The following is a 16,650-nucleotide window of genomic DNA, read 5'->3' on the forward strand; positions in this document are numbered from 1 at the left end:
TCGTGTTCTTGGGGACACTCTAGCCTATGTGCACCGCACCATGGACGGTGCGGGACATGTTTTGCAGCGCCGGGTTCTTGTGCGGTGCCGCAATACCGGCCGGCCGCTCGGGGCCGGCGCGGTGTCAGCCCGCCTTGCTGCGGCGCAAGGTGGTTTTCTTGGCGGCGGGGGCGGCCGTCTTGCGCGCCGTGGGTTTGCGGGGGGCCGCACCCGCTTGCTTCTTCAGCTGGGCTTCGAGCGCCTCGACGCGCGCCTGCAGCGCGGCCATGTCGGCTGCGGTGGGTGCGCCCAGTTTTTCGAGGGCGCGCGCCACGCGGTCTTCGAAGATGTTCTCCAGCTTGCCCCACTGGCCTGCGGCCTTGGTGCCGAACTCGCTGGCGAAGCCGGCCATGCGCTGCTGGGCCTGGGCCAGGGTTTCCTCGGCGGCCTGCTGGGTCTTCTTCTGCATGCCGGCGCCGTCCTTCACCAGCGCCTCGAAGGCCTTGCTGCCTTCCTGCTGCATCTTGGCGAAGGCGCCGAGCCCTGCGAGCCAGATCTGCTGGGCGGAATCCTTGATGCGGTCGGCGGCCTTGCCGTTGCTGTCGTCGTCCTGGGTAGCCATGCGAATGTTCCTTTTTGCAAACGATCGCCTGACTCTAGCCGCTCGGCGTGCTCCCCATTAGAGCTTCACGTCTACATGCGAAGCCGGGAGGGTCTACGGTGTCGCGCCGGCTGCGCGGCTCGCATCGAGGTGTGTCTTGGCGCGCTCGGCCAGTGCCATTTCGCCGGGGGTGCCGGGCACGAAGCTTTCCACCGGAAGTGGCCGGCCGTGCGAGTCGACCGAGACGAACACGATCAGGCATTCGGTGGTCTTTTCCATCGCGCCGCCCTTCATGTCGCCGCTGCGCACCTCGACCGAGATGTTCATGCTGGTGTTGCCCGTGTAGGCCAGGCGGGCCTCCACCTCGACGAGGTCGCCGATCATGATCGGGCGGTGGAAGCGGATGCTGCCGATGAAGGCGGTGACGCAGTAGCGCTTGGACCAGCTGGTCGCACAGGCGTAGCCGGCCTCGTCGATCCACTTCATGACCGTGCCGCCGTGGACCTTGCCGCCGAAGTTGACGGTGCTGGGTTCGGCGAGAAAGCGCAGGGTGATCGAAGACATGGGGCCGCCTTTTGTGGATATGGCTGTGGGAGGAGCCGCGATTATGCGAGCGGGGCCACGCCTGCGGACGCCGCCCGTCGCTCGGGCATGCACGCCCGGTCAGCTGCCGCTGAACAGCTGGGCCAGCGTGCGCCGCAGCCAGGCATTGCCCGGGTCGGCGTGGAAGCGCTCGTGCCAGTGCTGCTTCACCGCGTAGTCGGGCAGCACGAAAGGCGGCTCCAGCAGCTTCACCGGCTCCTGCGTGGCCAGCACGTTGCCGAGGATGCGCGGCACCACCACGATCAGTTCGGTGTGCGCCACGATGCGCGCCACGCTCAGGAAGCTCGACAGCCGCACCACCACGTTGCGCTTCAGGCCCAGCCGCGCGAGGGTCGTGTCGACGATGGCATGCCCGGTGCCCGAGGTGGACACCACCGCATGCGCCTCCGCCTCGAAGCGCTTGCGCGTGAGCTTCGCGCCGATGCGCGGGTGGTTCTGTGCTGCCAGGCAGACGAAGTTCTGCATGAACAGCGTCTGCTGGTAGAAGCCCGCGTCCAGCTGCGGCATGAAGCCCACGGCGAGGTCGACCTCGCCGTCCTGCAGGCGGCGGCCGCTGAGGGTGGAGATGATCTCGGTCTCGATGTGCACGCCCGGCGCCGCGCGCCGCAGGTGGTCGAGCAGGCCGGGCAGCAGCACCACCTCGCTGATGTCGGTCATGCAGATGCGAAAGCGCCGCTGCGCCTGCGCGGGCTCGAAACTGCTGCGGTTGCCCTGGGCCTGCGCCAGCTGGGCCAGCGCCTCGCGCAGGTTCGGGTAGATGCGCTCGGCGTGCGGCGTGGGCTGCATGCCCTGCGCGGTGCGGGTGAACAGGCGGTCGTCGAAGTGCGCGCGCAGCTTGTTCAGCGCGGTGCTGGCCGCCGCCTGCGCCATGCCCAGCCGCTCCGCGGCCTTCGAGACGTTGCCGGTCTTGTAGACCTCGTCGAACACGGCGAGCCATTCGAGATCGAGCTTGGACATGGGCGATTGACGCTGCGGTGAAAGTCACCATTATCGAAATTTCGAATTCCGTGTATTGGCAGGCGGTCTTGAGGAAATAGTGGTGCGGACCAACAATGCCGCCACGGAGACACCCAAGCCCAATGAAACCCGCGCCTTCCAATGCGGCCGAACGCCGCGACTACTACGCCCGCATCAGCCCCCTGCACCTCACGCCGCTGTGGGAATCGCTGCACGCGCTGGTGCCGCGCGAACCGCAGACGCCCTGCGTGCCCGCGCTGTGGCGCTACGACGAGATCCGCCCGCTGCTGATGGAGTCGGCCGACCTCATCACCGCCGAGGAGGCCGTGCGCCGCGTGCTGGTGCTGGAGAACCCGGCGCTGCCCGGCAATTCGTCGATCACGCAGTCGCTCTATGCCGGCCTGCAGCTCATCATGCCGGGCGAGGTGGCGCCTTCGCACCGCCACGTGCAGTCGGCGCTGCGCTTCATCGTCGACGGCAAGGGCGCCTACACCACGGTCGGCGGCGAGCGCACCACCATGCATCCGGGCGACTTCATCATCACGCCTTCCTGGGCCTGGCACGACCATGGCAACGAAGGCATCGGCGGATCGGTCGAGCCGGTGGTGTGGCTCGACGGCCTCGACATCCCGATGCTGCGCTTCTTCGACGCCGGCTTCGCCGAGAACGACGATGCCAAGGTGCAGCACGTGGCTCGCCCCGAGGGCCACAGCCTCGCTCGCTTCGGCCACAACATGGTGCCGGTGCGCCACGACCACGCCTCGGCCACCTCGCCGATCTTCAACTACCCCTATGCCCGCAGCCGCGAGGCGCTGGCCCAGCTGCAGAAGCAGGAGGCGCCGGACGCTTGGTTGGGCCACAAGCTGCGCTACATCAATCCGCTGACGGGCGGCTCGCCGATGCCGACCATCTCGACCAACCTGCAGCTGCTGCCCAAGGGCTTCGCGGGCAGGACGCATCGGGCGACCGACGGCGCGGTGTACAGCGTGGTCGAAGGCCACGGCACGGCCGAGATTGGCGGCCAGCGCTTCGCGTTCGGTCCGCGCGACACCTTCGTGGTGCCTTCGTGGGCGCCGCTGCGCCTGTCTTCGCCCGATGAAGACACGGTGCTGTTCAGCTTCTCCGACCGTCCCGTGCAGCAGGCCATGGGCATCCTGCGCGAAGCCTTCCTCGAAGACGCCTGAACCGGGCGCCCGGCTTTTCTTCTTGTTTGTTCGACCCAGCGCCGCCCCATGCGGCAGGAGTTTTCATGTCCTTCGTCTTCACGCCTCCTTCCATCGTCGGCCTGCCCATCGTGGGCTCCGACCAGCAGTTCCCCGTGCGCCGCGTCTACTGCGTGGGCCGCAACTACGCGGCCCATGCGCGCGAGATGGGCTTCGACCCCGACCGCGAACCGCCGTTCTTCTTCTGCAAGCCGAACGACGACGCCTCCGTCGTGCCCGTGGCGGACGGCAAGGGCGCCTCGATTCCCTATCCGCCGCTCACCAGCAACTACCACTACGAAGCCGAGCTGGTGGTCGCCATCGGCAAGGGCGGAAAGGACATCCCGGCCGAGCAGGCCGCCAGCCACATCCACGGCTACGCCGTCGGCCTGGACATGACCCGCCGCGACCTGCAGATGAAGATGCGCGAGCAGGGCCGTCCGTGGGAAATCGGCAAGGCCTTCGACTTCTCCGCGCCCATCGCGCCGCTGCGCACGCTGGCCGACGTGGGCGAACTCAACGCCGGCACCATCACGCTCGAAGTCGACGGCGAGGTGCGCCAGAACAGCGACATCACGCACCTGATCTGGTCGGTGAACGAAGTCATCGCCAACCTGTCGACGCTCTTCACGCTGCAGCCCGGCGACCTGATCTTCACGGGCACGCCCGAAGGCGTGGGTGCGGTGAAGCCGGGCCAGACGATCAAGGTGAGCATCGAGCGCCTGCCCTCGCTCACCGTGCACATCGACTGACTCCCTCCACCGCGCAGGCCTGCCATGACTCCCTCGAAGAATCCTCCCTCGGTGCTGCTGGTCGGCGGGGGCATCGGCGGCATGGCTGCCGCACTGGCACTGGCGCGCCTGGGCGTTTCCATCGACCTGCTGGAGCAGAGCGCTGCCATCGGCGAGATCGGCGCCGGACTGCAGCTCGGCCCCAATGCCTTTGCCGCGCTCGATGCGCTGGGCGTGGGCGAGGCGGTGCGCCGCGGTTCGGTCTTCACCGATCGGCTCGTGATGATGGACGCCGTCGATTGCGGCGAAGTGGCCTCGGTGCCGGTCGGCGAAGCCTTTCGCGCACGTTTCAGGAACCCGTACGCGGTGAGCCATCGCGCCGACCTGCACGGCGCGATCCATGAAGCCGTGAGGCAGCACCCGCTGATCCGCTTCCACACCTCGGCGCAGGTCGAGGCCATCGACACCGGTGCGCACGGTGTCACGGCTGTCACGCGCGATGGCCGCCGCTTCCAGGCCGATGCCATCGTCGGTTGCGATGGCGTGAAGTCGGTGGTGCGCAGCAAGCTCATCGGCGACGCGCCGCGCGTGTCGGGGCACGTGGTGTACCGCGCCGTCGTGCCCGCGGCCGACATGCCCGCCGACCTGCGCTGGAACGCGCCCGTGGTCTGGGCCGGCCCCGACTGCCACCTGGTGCACTACCCGCTGCGCCATGGCGGGCAATACAACCTCGTCGTCACCTTCCACAGCCGCGGGCAGGAGGAGTGGGGCGTGACCGATGGCAGCAAGGCCGAAGTGCTTTCGTACTTCGAGGGCGTGCATGCGCGCCCGCGCCAGCTGCTCGACCGCCCGACCTCGTGGCGCCGCTGGAGCACCGCCGACCGCGACCCGGTCGAACGATGGAGCGAGGGCCCTGCCACGCTGCTGGGCGATGCGGCCCATCCGATGATGCAGTACCTCGCGCAGGGCGCCTGCATGGCGCTCGAGGATGCCGTGACGCTCGGCGCCGCTGTGCAGGCCTGCGGTTTCGACATGCCCGCCGCGTTCAAGCTGTACGAAGCGGCGCGCATTGCCCGCACGGCGCGCGTGGTGCTGTCGGTGCGCGAGATGGGGCGCCTCTATCACGCCAGGGGCGTGGAGCGCCTGGTGCGCAACAGCCTGTGGGCAGGGCGCTCGCCCGAGCGCTTCTACGATGCGGTCGAGTGGCTCTACGCCTGGCGGCCGGAGCATTGCCTGGACGACGCGCCCGAGGCGCTGCGGCCCGGGGCGCTCGCCGTGCTTTCGCCGCATTGAAGCCTGCTTCTTCCATCACCCATAACCATCGAGGCCACAGGCCCAGGAGACAAGACACCATGAACTTTTCGCGCGCACTGCTGACCGCGGGGCTTGCCCTGACCGTCGCTACAGGGGCGTTGGCGCAAGCCGGCGACTTTCCCAACAAGCCCGTGACCCTGGTCACGCCCTTCGCGGCCGGCAGCGGCCCCGACGCGGTGCTGCGCCTCGTCTCCGACAAGCTCTCGCGCCTGTGGGGCCAGCGCGTGCTGATCGACAACAAGCCCGGCGGCGGCGGCTTCATCGCCATCGACCAGGCCCGGCGCGCGGCGCCCGACGGCTACACGCTGCTGCAGCTCGACAGCGAGCACATCGCCGCGTTGCCGCACCTGTACAAGTCGCGCAACTTCGTGACGCTGCAGCACTTCGATCCGGTGGCCTCGCTGTTTCGCACGCCCTTCTTCGTGGCCGTGGCCACCGATTCGAAATGGAAGAACATGAGCGACCTGATCGGCGCGGCCAGGGCCAACCCCGATGGCATCGTCTACGGCTCGTGGGGCGTCGGCAGTCCTGGCCACCTGGGTGCGCAGCAGCTCGAGGCGCTCACCGGCATCCACATGCGCCACGCGCCCTACCGCGAGGTGTCGCAGCTGTTTTCCAACGTGGGCGCCGGCGAGGTGCCGTGGAGCTTCGCGAGCATTCCGTCGAGCCAGGGCATCTACAAGGCCGGCAAGCTGCGCTACCTGGCCATCGCGGCGCCCAGGCGCATTCCGCAGATGCCCGACGTGCCCACCATGGCCGAGGCCGGCGGCCCGGCCTCGCTGGAGGTCAACTCGTTCGTGTCGCTGCTCGCGCCCAAGGGCGTGCCGGCGGCCGTCAAGGCGAAGATCAATGCCGACGTGGCCAAGGTCATCGCCGACCCCGAGATCCGCGCGCGCTTCGACACCTTCGCCTTCGAGCCGCTGGCCTGGTCGCCCGAGGAAATCGAGCGCAATGCCGAGGCCAAGTCGAAGGTGTACGGCGAGCTGGTGCGCAGGGGCAACATCAGCCTCGAATAGCGAGGACGCGCCTTGCCCGGCGCTTCGCTCGGCAGTTAAGCTGGCCTGCTCTGGTTTTTGACAACTTTCTCACACTTTTTTCCATGCAAGCCACCAAGAGAGCTTTCCTGATTGCCTGCGGCCTGGCTGCCGCCGCCGCACTGCCGCTGGCCGCCAGCGCACAGAACGCCGCCTGGCCGACCAAGCCGATCCGCCTGCTCGTGGGGTTCCCGGGCGGCTCCACGCCCGACATCGCGGCGCGCACCATCGCCGAGCCGCTGGGCAAGGCGCTGGGCCAGCCGATCGTGGTCGACAACAAGGCTGGCGCCTCGGGCAACATCGCGGCCGACCAGGTGGCCAAGGCCACCGACGACCACACGCTGGGCCTCGTCATCAACGGCAATCTCACGTCGTCGAAGATGCTGTACCCCAAGCTGCCCTATGACCCGGCCAAGGACTTCACCTATCTCTCGCTGATTGCCACGGCGCCGCTGGTGCTGGTGGCGCAGAACAACCTGCCCTCGGGCACCGCCTTCTTCGACGCGGGCCGCAAGGCCGGCGACAAGTGGAACTACGGCTCGGTGGGCATCGGCTCGGTCGGCCACCTGGGCATGGAACTGCTCAAGACCCGAGTGAGCGGCTTCAAGCCCGAGCACGTGCCCTACCAGGGCAATCCGCAGGTCGTCACGGCGATGCTGGGCGACCAGGTGCAGATGGGCCTGATCCCGCCGGGCGTGGCCATGCCGCAGATCCGCGCCGGCAAGCTCAAGGCCATCGGCCTCACGGGCGGGCGCAGCGCGCTGGTGCCCGAGATCCCGCCGCTGGCCGAGGCCGGCGTGAAGGACTTCAACCTCGAGGTGTGGGTGGCGCTGCTCGGTCCGGCCAACCTGTCGAAGGCCGCGCAGGCCCGCATCAGCCGCGAACTCGAAGTGGTCATGAAGAACCCCGACGTGCGCCGCAAGCTCTTCGAGCAGGGCTGGCAGGCCGTGGGCACTTCGCCGGACGGCATGCGCACGCGCGTCAATGAAGAGGCCGCGATCATGACCAAGATCATCTCGGCCCGCGGCATCAAGTTGCAGTGATGACAGCGCAGACATTGAACGAGCCGGCGCGCGCGCTGCCGGTGTTCGGCGAATACGACGTGGTGGTGGTCGGCGGCGGCCCTGCCGGCATCGCGGCCGCCGTGAGCGCCGCGCGCCACGGTGCGAGCACGCTGCTGGTGGAGCGCTACGGTTTTCTCGGCGGCATGGGCACGGCCGGCGGCGTCACCAACTTCGCGGGCCTGTACGGCAAGCGCAAGGGCGAGATGACGCAACTGGTGCGCGGCGTGGTCGACGAGCTGATCGACCGCATCGCCGGGTTCAACGGCATGAACGCGCCGCAGAACGGCATGGGCGGGCGCATCTGCGTGCGTTCGTACGACACCTCGGCCTACAAGCTGGCCGCCGACCAGCTGCTCGGCGCCGCCGGCGTGAAGCTGCTGTTCCACGCGCTGGCCGCGTCCGTCATCCGCGACGGCAGCCGCATCGACGCGCTGGTGGTCGAGACCAAGTCGGGCCGCCAGGCCATTCGCGCCAACGCCTTCATCGACGCCAGTGGCGACGCCGACGTGGCGGCCTTTGCCGGCGTGCCCTTCGAGGTGGGCGACGGCCACGGCAGCGGGCTGTTTCCGACCACGATGTTCCGCATCGGCCAGGTCGACGCGCCGGCCGCGTTGGCGGCTGTGGGCGAGTTCTCGGCCATCAACGACTACATGGCGCGCGCCGAGCAGCAGCATCCGGGCAAGTACAGGTTTCCGCGCGAAGGCGCCATCCTGCGGCCCAACAGGGACCCGCGCGAATGGCGCGCCAACGTCACGCAGATCCGCAATGCCCAGGGCCGCGCGATGAACGGCGTCGACGCGCGCGAGCTCAGCGAGGGCGAGCTCGAAGGCCGCCGCCAGATCGCCGAGTACTTCAAGTTCTTGAAGGCCGAGGTGCCCGGCTTCGCGCAGTCGGCCATCGTGGAGATCGCGCCGCAGGTCGGCATCCGCGAGACGCGGCGCATCCAGGGTCTGTATGCGCTCGGGCGCGAGGACATCCTGGGTTCGGCGAAGTTCGACGACAACATCGGCCTGAACGCCTGGCCGATGGAAATGCACGCCGACGGCCGCATCGAGTGGGCCTTTCCGCACGACGAAGCCAATGCCTACAACCACCTGCCCTGGCGCATGCTGGTGCCGCAGGCGGTCGACAACCTGCTGGTGGCCGGGCGCTGTGCATCGATGACGCACGAAGGCCAGTCGGCCGCGCGTGCGAGCGGCGGCTGCTTCGTCATGGGGCAGGCCGCGGGCACGGCGGCGGCGGCGCTGGGCAGCACCGCGTTCGCCGGCGTGGACGTGGCCGCGCTGCAGAAGAAGCTGGCCGCAGACGGCGCCGATCTCGACCGCCAGAGGCTAGAGTCCGGGGCTTGATGAACTCGAACCCTGGACGAAAAGTGCACCTCCCTTCGTTGCCGACCTCCGCACGTCGCATCTTCCTGGCGCTGTCCTGCGCCGCCCTCGGCCTGCTGCAGACCGGCTGCGCCAGCACGCCCGAAGGCGACCCGGTCCACGGCAAGGACCGGGTCGTGAGCTTCGTGGCGGCCAAGGACGGCCGCAAGGTCGCCATTGCCGGCGAGAACTACCACTACGTGTTCGACGGTGATCCGTCCGTGGCGGCGCTGCTGCGCTGGGATGGCCGCACCAAAGTCACGCCCGCGCTGATCGGCGAACTCAAGGTGGCGCGCAACCAGAGCTTCGAGGGCCAGTACGTGCTGATGGCCTTCGACGCCGACCTGACGCCCGAAGACCGCACCTTCCTCGTCCAGACCGGCTTCGCGAAGGCCGACGTGAAGTACGGCGACCGCACCGGGCCGGCACTGCGCTACTTCGGCACGGTGTACGGCAAGCGCTACGAGGCCGCGCCGCTGAAGTCGGCCGACAAGGTCGACTTTTCGCGGCGCCAGTACCTCAAGTACGTCGAGCAGGAAACGCTCAGCGGCACCTTCGCCAGGGCCGCGCCTTCGCCGCTGGTGTATGCCGACGACGGTTCGATGCTGCTGGGCGGCGTGCCGGTGCGCGTGGTTCAGGGCGGCACGGATTCCGGTTGCAGCGCCCGCTTCATGGGTGTCTGCTTCTACAAATAGGCCCATCGGGGGCGCCGGCTGACCGGCCCGCGACAGTTTTCGGGCGCGGCCTTTGCTATGGTCGAGGGTTGCTTTTCCGCTTGCCCTGAATGCCTCCGATGACCACCGATCACGCCACCGCCTCCCGCCTCGTCAACGAACTCGTCGCGCTCATGCAGCTCGAGCCACTGGGCGGCGACCGCTTCCTGGCGCAGAGCGAAGACATCGGCACGCCCGCCGTGTTCGGCGGCCAGGTGCTGGGCCAATCGCTGATGGCCGCCAGCCTCACCGTGGGCGCCGAGCGCCCCGTGCATTCGATGCACGCCTACTTCCTGCTGCCCGGCGAGCACGCGCCCATCGAGTACAGCGTCGACCGCGTGCGCGATGGCCGCAGCTTTACCACCCGCCACGTGGTGGCGCGCCAGCAGGAGCGGATCATCTTCGAGATGTCGGCCTCGTTCCAGACCGTGGACGACGGCGTCGAGCACCAGTTCGACATGCCCGAGGTGGCCGGCCCCGAAGGCCTGATCAGCGAGCTCGACCAGCGCATCGCCCTCGGCGATCGCCTGCCCGAGCCCTGGCGCGCCAAGGCGGTCCAGCCGCACGGCATCGAGTACCGCCGCGTCGACCCCGAAGACCTGATCGCCCCGCAGGTGCGCCCGGCCTCGGCGCAAAGCGCCATCTGGATGCGCGCCATCGCGCCGCTGCCCGACGACCCGATGGTGCACCGCGCGCTGCTGGCCTACGCCTCCGACCACGGCCTGCTGCGCGCCGCGATGCTGCCGCACGGCCTGAGCTTCATGAGCGGCCAGGTGCGCCCCGCCAGCCTCGACCACGCGATGTGGTTCCACCGCGATTTCCGCATGGACGACTGGCTGCTGTACGTGCTCGACTCGCCCAGCGCGGGCGGCGCGCGCGGCCTGTGCCGCGGCAGCCTCTATGCGCGCGACGGCCGGCTGGTGGCCTCGGCAGCGCAGGAAGGCATGCTGCGCATCCGGCGCAAGTAAAAAAAACAGGGCCTCAGCCGAAGGGGTTGGCGGTCGCGAACCAGAGGGCGATGCCCGTCGCGATGATGAATGCGCCGTCCGTCACGCCCGCGATCAGGAAGAACTTGGTCTGCAGCGTGTCGACCAACTCGGGCTGGCGCGCGGTGCTTTCCAGGAACTTCTGGCCGACCAGTCCGATGCCGAGGCACGAGCCGAGCGCGGCGATGCCGATCAGCAGGGCGACTGCGAGGGGAAGGATGTTGAAGCCGGTCATTGTGTTTTCTCCTGGTGGTTGATTGATGGATCGATGGAGGTACTTTCCCAGAGCGGGTGCGCACGGTCCATGACGTGGGAGGTCATGGGCGGCATGAAAAAAGCCGGCCGCATGAAGCGGCCGGCCTTTCGTGGAACGCTGCTGGCGCTACGGAAGCTGTGTCCAGTTCTGGTTGTTCCCGCCGTTGCAGGTCCATGTGATCAGCGCCGTGTCCTGCGCCGTCGAGCTGTTCGGCACGTCCAGGCACGAACCCGAGGCGCGGTTGCGGATGCTCCCGCCGACCATGCTCCACTGCGCCGTGTTGCCCGCCGTGCACGCCAGCTGCACCACCGGCGCGTTCGTCGTCGCCGTGCCGTTCTGCGCCAGGCACAGCCCGCTGTGCTCGGCCACGAACTGCACGTAGCCGCCGGGGAGGCTCGTCACCGTGAACTTCTCGTTGCCCGCCGTACCGCACGGCCATTGCACGGCCGTCGCGCCGCTGGTGGTCGCCGCACCCTTGATGTTCACGCACAGGGTGGGGTTGAGGTCCGAGCGGATGCGCGAGATGACGGCCGGGGCCGTGTCCTGCGAGCGCACGTACTCGCGGATCGCCACCACGTCGGCGGCCGGCAGGCTGTTGGCATTGCCATGGCCGCTGCCGAGCACGTCCTGCAGCGTGGCCGCCTGGCCGTTGTGGAAGAAGGCGGCGGTGTTCCAGGTGCCCGACAGCGTCGGCGTGTCGAAGCCGATGCCCGCGAGCGGCTGGTTCATGCCCTTGCCCGACGAGGCCTGGATCGTGCCCACGTCGTGCCGGATGCCGTCGCGGAAGGTGCCGCCCGCGTGGCAGGTCACGCACTGCGCCGAGGTGAACAGTGCCTGGCCCCGCGCCGCATCGACGCTCAGGCTGCCATCGGCATTGCGCGCCGGGCTGCGCATGTACTTGTTCAGCGAGCTCAGGTAGGCCGCGAGGTCGTCGAGCTGCGCATTCTTGCCGGCCTTGGGCGCACCGAGCGGGTCGGAGGTGGCCGCGAAGTCCGCATTCGTCAGGAAGCCGGTGCCGCCGAACTCGTTGCGGATGTCGTTCTCGAAGTCCTGCACCTCGTCGAAGTTGGCCGTCCAGTGCAGCTTGCCGTGGCCCAGCCCGCGCCGCCCCTGCAGGCTGATGGTGCGGCGCAGGCCTTCGCCGCGCTGGGTGAAGTCCCACACCATGCCGTCGTCGCCGGCGTCTGCGTGGCAGCTCGCGCAGGAGATGTAGTTGTCCTTGCTCATGCGACGGTCGGAGGCGTTGTAGAACACCTGCTTGCCGCGCAGCGCCGCGGCTGCCATCGGTTCCTGTGCCACCGTCGCCACGTTCTGCAGGAAGATCGCGGCCGCCGTCTCGGACGACAGCACCGAAGCCACGTCGTGCACGGACACCGAGCGCGCCAGGAAGTTGTTGACGAACAGGCGCTTGCGCGTCGCGTCCAGGTACAGGCCATGCGGCGCGCTGCTGGTGTTGATCTCGCCGCGCACCGCGCGGCTGTACGGATCGACGATGGCCACGCGGTTGCCTTCCATCTGCGCCACGAAGAGGTAGTCGCCCGACGGCGAGAACAGCGCCGCGCGCGCCGGTGCGCGGTCGTCGAAGTCGATCTGCTCGGCGAACACTTCCGCGGCCGTCTGCAGGTTGACCTGCGAGAGGATGGAGCGCACCGTCTTGTCGTGCTCCAGCGCAAGGCCGTCCCTGAACTTGCCGCGCACGATGTTGTCCTTCTTCGAGGGCAGCACCGCCCGCGTTCCGTCCGGCGAGATCACCACCTGGCTCAGGTAGTTGGCCACGCCGCGCGCGTGGCTCTCGGTGTCCACCGTGGCGGTGTCCACCGGCAGCGCGATGGTGGTCATGGCGCTCATGCCCTGCAGGTTGACCTTGTGCAATTGGCCGCCGGTCATCTTCGACTTGAAGCGCGTGACATAAGCCACCTGCGAGTCGGCGTTGACCGCGATGCCGCGCAGGTTGCCTTCGAGCGCGACCGCGCCGGTAGTGCTGCCGTTGCTCGGGTCGAAGCTCATCAGCACCGACTTGCTCTCCAGCGTGAGCAGACCTTTCGCACCGTCCGGCGTGAAGGCCACGCCGTAGGGGCCGCTGCCGTAGGCCAGTGGCACGGTGGTCGAGAGGCTGCCGTCGGCCGCGCTCAGCGCGACCAGCTTGTCCTCGCCCTGCACCGTGACCCAAATGCGTCCGTCGGGGCCGACGGCCAGCGTCTTCGGCTCGTCGCCCACGCGCGTTTCCCAGCGCTTGGCCAGGGTCTGCGCATCGATGGCGGCGACCGTGCCGCTGTCGGGGTTTACCGAGTACACCGAATTCGCATCGCCCGCGATGTTGGTGGTGTGCGTCGGCGCCCGCGCCGTGACCGGGGCGATCACGGTGAGGTTGTAGGTGTAGAAGGTCTCGCGGCCGTTCACGTCCTTCACCGTCAGCGTCACCGTGAAGTGGCCCGGGCGGTTGTAGGTGTAGGTGTAGTTCGGCTGGTTCGAGTACGCCGTCTGCGTGCCGTCGCCGAAGTTCCAGCGGAACTGCGCGCCGCTGCTGCCGAGCGTGCCCGGGTTGAACACCAGCTGGCCGTTGACCAGCTTCGGACCGCCGCCGATGCCGGGGTCGCCGATGATGGCCTGGCTGCGCAGCGTGTTGACCTCGGTGTCGCTCAGCACGCGGCTGTAGACGCGCACCTCTGCCAGCGTGCCCTTGAAGAGCGCGGCATTGCCCTGGATCTGCCCCAGCACGCTGAACTTGTTCGTGAGGCCCTTGTTGCCCGTGGGGCCGGTGGAGGTGGTCTTCACGCCGTCCACGTACACGGCCTGGGCGCCGGAGGCCGCGTCGCGCGTCAGCACCACGTGGTGCCAGGTGCCGTCGTTCACCGCCGCGGTGGAGGTGGTGCCGGCGTCGTTGCCAGCCGACAGCTTGATGCGCCCGCCGTTGTCGAGCCAGCCCCAGAACACGTCGTCCGTGCCGCTCGCCTGGTCGCGCCCGAAGATGCCGGGCGCGGTCCACGAGTTCGCACCGCCCGCCTGCGTGGTCTTCATGTAGAAGCTCAGCGACGCGGTGCCGCCGAGCACGGTGGCCACTGAATCGTTCTTCAGCGGCACACCGGCGGTGCGGTTCGCGAAGTTCAGGCCGATGCTCTCGAACGCGTCGCCCGCGACCGGCGTGCCGTTGTTGCTGCCGATCTGGTCGGACAGGTTGCCCGCCAGCGTCCAGTAATGCATCAGGTTGATGTCGGTCGCGTTGCCGGTGTTGAAGGTCGACTTGTAGTCGGCCGCGATGGCGTTGCCCGCATAGTCCTTCACGCCGTTGGCCGGCAGGAACACTTCATAGCTGGTGCCGGGTTGCAGCGGCTGGTCGGGCGAGAAGTTGATGATGCCCAGCTGCACGCTGTAGGTGCCCGCCAGCGTGTTGCCGCCCACCGGGCGCACGATGAAGGTGTTGGAATTCACGCTCTCGGGCCGGATGTTGTCCGTCATGCCCAGGCCGATGCGCGAGGTCAGCGCCTGCTGCTTCGCGCCGTTGGCCGGCGAGACCTGCTTGACTTCAGGCTTGGTGGTGTCGGGGTCCACCGCATGCACGATGAAGCCGCTGCCCGAGCCGTGGTCGTTGCCCACGAAGACCAGGTTGCCAAACATCGCGACCTGGCCGTTGTCCGAATGCGAGAAGTTCGGGTCGTCCTCGCGCAGGATGCTGCCGCGGCCCACCTCCACGTGATTGAGCGGATTGCTCACGTCCACCTTGTGGATGCGCGTTTGCGCGCCCTGGATCACGTAGTTGTCCTGCGTGGCGCAGTACAGCATTTCGTCGATGACGAGCCGGTTGTCCTCGGCCACGAAGCGCGAGCGGTCGCTCAGGTCGTAGCTGTACATCCTGGCGCCGCTGTTGCGCGCGGAGGCGTGCAGGTTCCTGCCGTCGAAACAGGTGGCGTAGTAGAACGGCGTGGTGCCCATGATGGAATCGAGCACCTTGGGGTTGAGCGGATCGGAGATGTCCAGGCTCGCGAAGCCGCCGTTGCTTTCCATCGCGGTCAGCACCATGTGGTTGCCCATCGTGAAGATCGGGCCGATGCGGAAACCGCCGAGTTCGCCGGTGGGCACCGGATTGGGCTTGCCCGCACCGCGGTTCGCGATCACTGCGTTCGCGGGGTCCCTGGCATCGACGATGAAGATGCCCCGGCCGGCCGACGCCACGTACAGGTAAGGCGCCTGCCACCAGAGCTGCCAGGCGACGTCCTCGTAGTCGCCCCCGTTGACGCCGGGCAGTGCCAGCTTCTTCACCTGCTTGATGTCGTTGATGTCGGAGAAGTCCCAGAACTCGATGCCGTTGATGCTGGGCAGGACGACATACGTCTTGCCGCCGATCTTCGCGGTGCCGAAGGAATGGGTCTCGCGGAACTCCTTGGTGCGGGCCTCGGGCTCGTAGATCTTCTTGACGAGCTGGATCTGGCGCGGGTTCGACACGTCGTACAGCAGGAAGCCGCCCGGCCCGAGGCCGCTGTCCGGCGCGAAGGAGGTGAGGAAGTAGCCGTTGATCATGATGCCCGCGTTCATGCCGTAGTCCTTGCGGCCCGGGTAGGTGGCGGGCACCTCGCGCGACTCGTAGGCGCTGCTGTGTGCCGGATCGAGCGGATGCGCCGCGCTGGTGATCATCGACACCGGCTTGAACAGTTCCGCCGAGGTGTAGGTGAGGTTGCCCAGGCCCGGACCCTGCAGCGGGAGCGGGTCGGCGACAGCTTCGGAAACCGCCGCCGCCATGTTGCCCAGGGTCGTCATCGGACTGACCCCGGTGATTGCCGCGTGCGTCAGCAGTGTGACGAACGGCACCATCAAAGCCATCAGGTAATACCGGATCTTCATCGTCGCCTCCAAGTTGTGGTGTTCACTCGCGAAAGCGCGCGCGCAGGGCGCACCCCGGCCGGCGACGAGTGCGCCGCCTGCCGTACAGCCTCTCCCTCTCTTTTTTTCCGGCGGCGCTGCGTTACTTCTTCGTGCCGCCCGATTCGTAGATGCCCCACGCCTCCTCGGCGCTTGCGCCGCGGTGGATCATGGCCATCAACGCATTCACCACCGCCGACGGGTTGGCGTGCTGGTACACATTGCGCCCGTACACCATGCCGACCGCGCCCTGGTCCAGCAGCACGCGCGAGCGCGCGAACACCTGCTGCAGGTCTTCGCGCCCGCCGCCGCGCACGAGCACGGGGCAGCGCGCGGCCTGCACCACGCGGTGGAACTCGGCGGGATCGGTGGTGGGGTCGGCCTTGACGATGTCGGCGCCCATCTCGCGTGCAAGGCGCACCAGCGTGACGATTTTTTCGGCGTCGCCATCGACCATGTAGCCGCCCTGCTCGCTGTGCGGGCGCATCACCAGCGGCTCGATCATCAGCGGCATGCCGTAGCGGTCGCAGTCGGCGCGCACGCGCGCGATGTTCTGCACGCACTGGCGGAACAGGTCGGGCTCGTTCGGCAGCATGAACAGGTTGACGACCACGCAGGCTGCGTCGCGCTGCACTGCCGGCAGTACCGGGTCGTGCTCGTTCTGCAGCACGGCCCACATCACGCGGTGGGCGGTGGCGTTGTAGGGGTTGCCCATGTCGATGCGCTGCACCAGCGCGGGCTTGTCTCGGCCCGGGCGGTCCTGCAGCAGATCGGCCTGGCCGTAGTTGAGCTGGATGGCGTCGGGGCCGGCGGCCACGAGCTTGTCGATCACCTGCGGCATGTCTTCCAGCCCGTTGAGGAACGAGGGCTCGTTGCACACGCCGTGGTCGAGCGCGATGTCCAGGCAGCGCCCGTTGTTCAGCAGCCGGTTCAGGCGTGCGGTCTTGTCCTTCGACATACGAAAGAGGTCCTTGTATTGAAAGTGGAGA

At 68.2% G+C, this 16,650-nt stretch carries 14 protein-coding genes; 8 read left to right on the forward strand and 6 right to left on the reverse strand.

The features are described from left to right. Positions 1-124 precede the first annotated feature (124 nt). The 3 genes from ACCC97_RS05220 to ACCC97_RS05230 form a co-directional block, all read right to left on the reverse strand. Entirely contained in the window at positions 125-601 is a 477-nt protein-coding gene (locus tag ACCC97_RS05220; protein WP_007835410.1) for a phasin family protein, read from the reverse strand. A 93-nt stretch (positions 602-694) separates the two neighbouring features. Beyond that, positions 695-1,144, reverse strand: a complete 450-nt coding sequence (locus tag ACCC97_RS05225; protein WP_007835409.1) for an acyl-CoA thioesterase — start codon at positions 1,142-1,144, stop codon at positions 695-697. Between the two features lie 99 nt (positions 1,145-1,243). Continuing rightward, positions 1,244-2,140 (reverse strand): LysR family transcriptional regulator, encoded by an 897-nt coding sequence (locus ACCC97_RS05230; protein WP_007835407.1) that lies wholly within the window; start codon positions 2,138-2,140, stop codon positions 1,244-1,246. A gap of 122 nt (positions 2,141-2,262) precedes the next feature. Between ACCC97_RS05230 and gtdA the strand changes: the two genes are divergently transcribed. The 8 genes from gtdA (at position 2,263) to ACCC97_RS05270 (ending at position 10,533) form a co-directional block, all read left to right on the forward strand. Beyond that, on the forward strand, positions 2,263-3,324 hold the full coding sequence (gene gtdA / locus ACCC97_RS05235) for a gentisate 1,2-dioxygenase (RefSeq protein ID WP_413312350.1): 1,062 nt from the start codon (positions 2,263-2,265) through the stop codon (positions 3,322-3,324). 65 nt (positions 3,325-3,389) lie between these two features. Then, on the forward strand, positions 3,390-4,094 hold the full coding sequence (locus tag ACCC97_RS05240) for a fumarylacetoacetate hydrolase family protein (RefSeq protein WP_007835403.1): 705 nt from the start codon (positions 3,390-3,392) through the stop codon (positions 4,092-4,094). A gap of 24 nt (positions 4,095-4,118) precedes the next feature. Then, entirely contained in the window at positions 4,119-5,366 is a 1,248-nt protein-coding gene (locus ACCC97_RS05245; RefSeq protein ID WP_413331781.1) for a 3-hydroxybenzoate 6-monooxygenase, read from the forward strand. 59 nt (positions 5,367-5,425) lie between these two features. After that, on the forward strand, positions 5,426-6,403 hold the full coding sequence (locus ACCC97_RS05250) for a Bug family tripartite tricarboxylate transporter substrate binding protein (RefSeq protein ID WP_007835399.1): 978 nt from the start codon (positions 5,426-5,428) through the stop codon (positions 6,401-6,403). Positions 6,404-6,486: 83 nt separating this feature from the next. Next, positions 6,487-7,464, forward strand: a complete 978-nt coding sequence (locus ACCC97_RS05255; RefSeq protein ID WP_413331782.1) for a Bug family tripartite tricarboxylate transporter substrate binding protein — start codon at positions 6,487-6,489, stop codon at positions 7,462-7,464. Next, the gene (locus tag ACCC97_RS05260) at positions 7,464-8,834 is read left to right on the forward strand and encodes an FAD-dependent oxidoreductase (protein ID WP_413331783.1); all 1,371 of its coding nucleotides are present in this window, start codon (positions 7,464-7,466) and stop codon (positions 8,832-8,834) included. The genes ACCC97_RS05255 and ACCC97_RS05260 overlap by 1 nt, the downstream gene beginning before the upstream one ends. A gap of 23 nt (positions 8,835-8,857) precedes the next feature. Beyond that, positions 8,858-9,547, forward strand: coding sequence for a hypothetical protein (locus tag ACCC97_RS05265; protein ID WP_413331784.1), 690 nt, complete (start codon positions 8,858-8,860; stop codon positions 9,545-9,547). Between the two features lie 98 nt (positions 9,548-9,645). Next, a complete protein-coding gene (locus ACCC97_RS05270; protein ID WP_007835388.1) occupies positions 9,646-10,533 on the forward strand; it encodes an acyl-CoA thioesterase in 888 nt (295 codons plus the stop codon). 13 nt (positions 10,534-10,546) lie between these two features. Here ACCC97_RS05270 and atpE read toward each other — a convergent pair whose 3' ends face one another. The 3 genes from atpE to ACCC97_RS05285 all read right to left on the reverse strand — a co-directional run bounded on the left by atpE (position 10,547) and on the right by ACCC97_RS05285 (position 16,619). Next, the gene (gene atpE, locus ACCC97_RS05275) at positions 10,547-10,786 is read right to left on the reverse strand and encodes a F0F1 ATP synthase subunit C (RefSeq protein ID WP_007835387.1); all 240 of its coding nucleotides are present in this window, start codon (positions 10,784-10,786) and stop codon (positions 10,547-10,549) included. Positions 10,787-10,933: 147 nt separating this feature from the next. Then, on the reverse strand, positions 10,934-15,643 hold the full coding sequence (locus ACCC97_RS05280; protein WP_413331785.1) for an Ig-like domain-containing protein: 4,710 nt from the start codon (positions 15,641-15,643) through the stop codon (positions 10,934-10,936). Positions 15,644-15,764: 121 nt separating this feature from the next. Then, positions 15,765-16,619: a class I fructose-bisphosphate aldolase gene (locus ACCC97_RS05285; RefSeq protein ID WP_056588449.1), complete on the reverse strand. Its 855-nt coding sequence runs from the start codon at positions 16,617-16,619 to the stop codon at positions 15,765-15,767. Positions 16,620-16,650: the final 31 nt, after the last annotated feature.

This window comes from Variovorax sp. Varisp85, assembly GCF_047304045.1.
In the GTDB taxonomy this organism is placed as follows: domain Bacteria; phylum Pseudomonadota; class Gammaproteobacteria; order Burkholderiales; family Burkholderiaceae_C; genus Variovorax.

Excerpts from the sequence above, each read along its gene's own strand:
- ACCC97_RS05220 (WP_007835410.1), bottom strand. The coding sequence starts at position 601 with ATGGCTACCCAGGACGACGACAGCAACGGCAAGGCCGCCGACCGCATC.
- ACCC97_RS05225 (WP_007835409.1), bottom strand. The coding sequence starts at position 1,144 with ATGTCTTCGATCACCCTGCGCTTTCTCGCCGAACCCAGCACCGTCAAC.
- ACCC97_RS05230 (WP_007835407.1), bottom strand. The coding sequence starts at position 2,140 with ATGTCCAAGCTCGATCTCGAATGGCTCGCCGTGTTCGACGAGGTCTAC.
- gtdA (WP_413312350.1), top strand. The coding sequence starts at position 2,263 with ATGAAACCCGCGCCTTCCAATGCGGCCGAACGCCGCGACTACTACGCC.
- ACCC97_RS05240 (WP_007835403.1), top strand. The coding sequence starts at position 3,390 with ATGTCCTTCGTCTTCACGCCTCCTTCCATCGTCGGCCTGCCCATCGTG.
- ACCC97_RS05245 (WP_413331781.1), top strand. The coding sequence starts at position 4,119 with ATGACTCCCTCGAAGAATCCTCCCTCGGTGCTGCTGGTCGGCGGGGGC.
- ACCC97_RS05250 (WP_007835399.1), top strand. The coding sequence starts at position 5,426 with ATGAACTTTTCGCGCGCACTGCTGACCGCGGGGCTTGCCCTGACCGTC.
- ACCC97_RS05255 (WP_413331782.1), top strand. The coding sequence starts at position 6,487 with ATGCAAGCCACCAAGAGAGCTTTCCTGATTGCCTGCGGCCTGGCTGCC.
- ACCC97_RS05260 (WP_413331783.1), top strand. The coding sequence starts at position 7,464 with ATGACAGCGCAGACATTGAACGAGCCGGCGCGCGCGCTGCCGGTGTTC.
- ACCC97_RS05270 (WP_007835388.1), top strand. The coding sequence starts at position 9,646 with ATGACCACCGATCACGCCACCGCCTCCCGCCTCGTCAACGAACTCGTC.
- atpE (WP_007835387.1), bottom strand. The coding sequence starts at position 10,786 with ATGACCGGCTTCAACATCCTTCCCCTCGCAGTCGCCCTGCTGATCGGC.
- ACCC97_RS05280 (WP_413331785.1), bottom strand. The coding sequence starts at position 15,643 with ATGAAGATCCGGTATTACCTGATGGCTTTGATGGTGCCGTTCGTCACA.
- ACCC97_RS05285 (WP_056588449.1), bottom strand. The coding sequence starts at position 16,619 with ATGTCGAAGGACAAGACCGCACGCCTGAACCGGCTGCTGAACAACGGG.